The organism is Psychrobacter sp. TB20-MNA-CIBAN-0197 (assembly GCF_040309765.1).
Lineage (GTDB): Bacteria > Pseudomonadota > Gammaproteobacteria > Pseudomonadales > Moraxellaceae > Psychrobacter > Psychrobacter submarinus.
The window spans coordinates 1-238 of the sequence record NZ_JBEOPC010001354.1; the positions used below are offsets into that span (position 1 = coordinate 1).

Below are 238 nucleotides of genomic sequence, written 5' to 3' on the forward strand. Positions count from 1 at the left end.
GCATCAAGCTGGGCCATAGTAGTAAAATTATATTAGCGATTCTCTAATCGATTATAATCGAACATTCCATATTCTATCCCACGATACTTTTTATCTGTATCGTGCAATATATCGCTGTATTGCCAAAACTGTGGATGAGTACGTCGAATACCAAACTTAGATTTCAAAGCACCATAATCGGCTTCTATTTGCATCATAGGCAATTGCTCGGCAAAAGCATTTACTTGCTGCTCGTTAT

The 238-nt window shown here is 37.4% G+C and carries 1 protein-coding gene; it reads right to left on the bottom strand.

The genetic code is table 11. The annotated features are described in order from the left end of the window. Positions 1-32: 32 nt before the first annotated feature. Positions 33-238 (bottom strand): fatty acid cis/trans isomerase (locus tag AAEY83_RS18380; protein ID WP_351061573.1); only part of this gene is annotated, 206 nt, incomplete at its 5' end.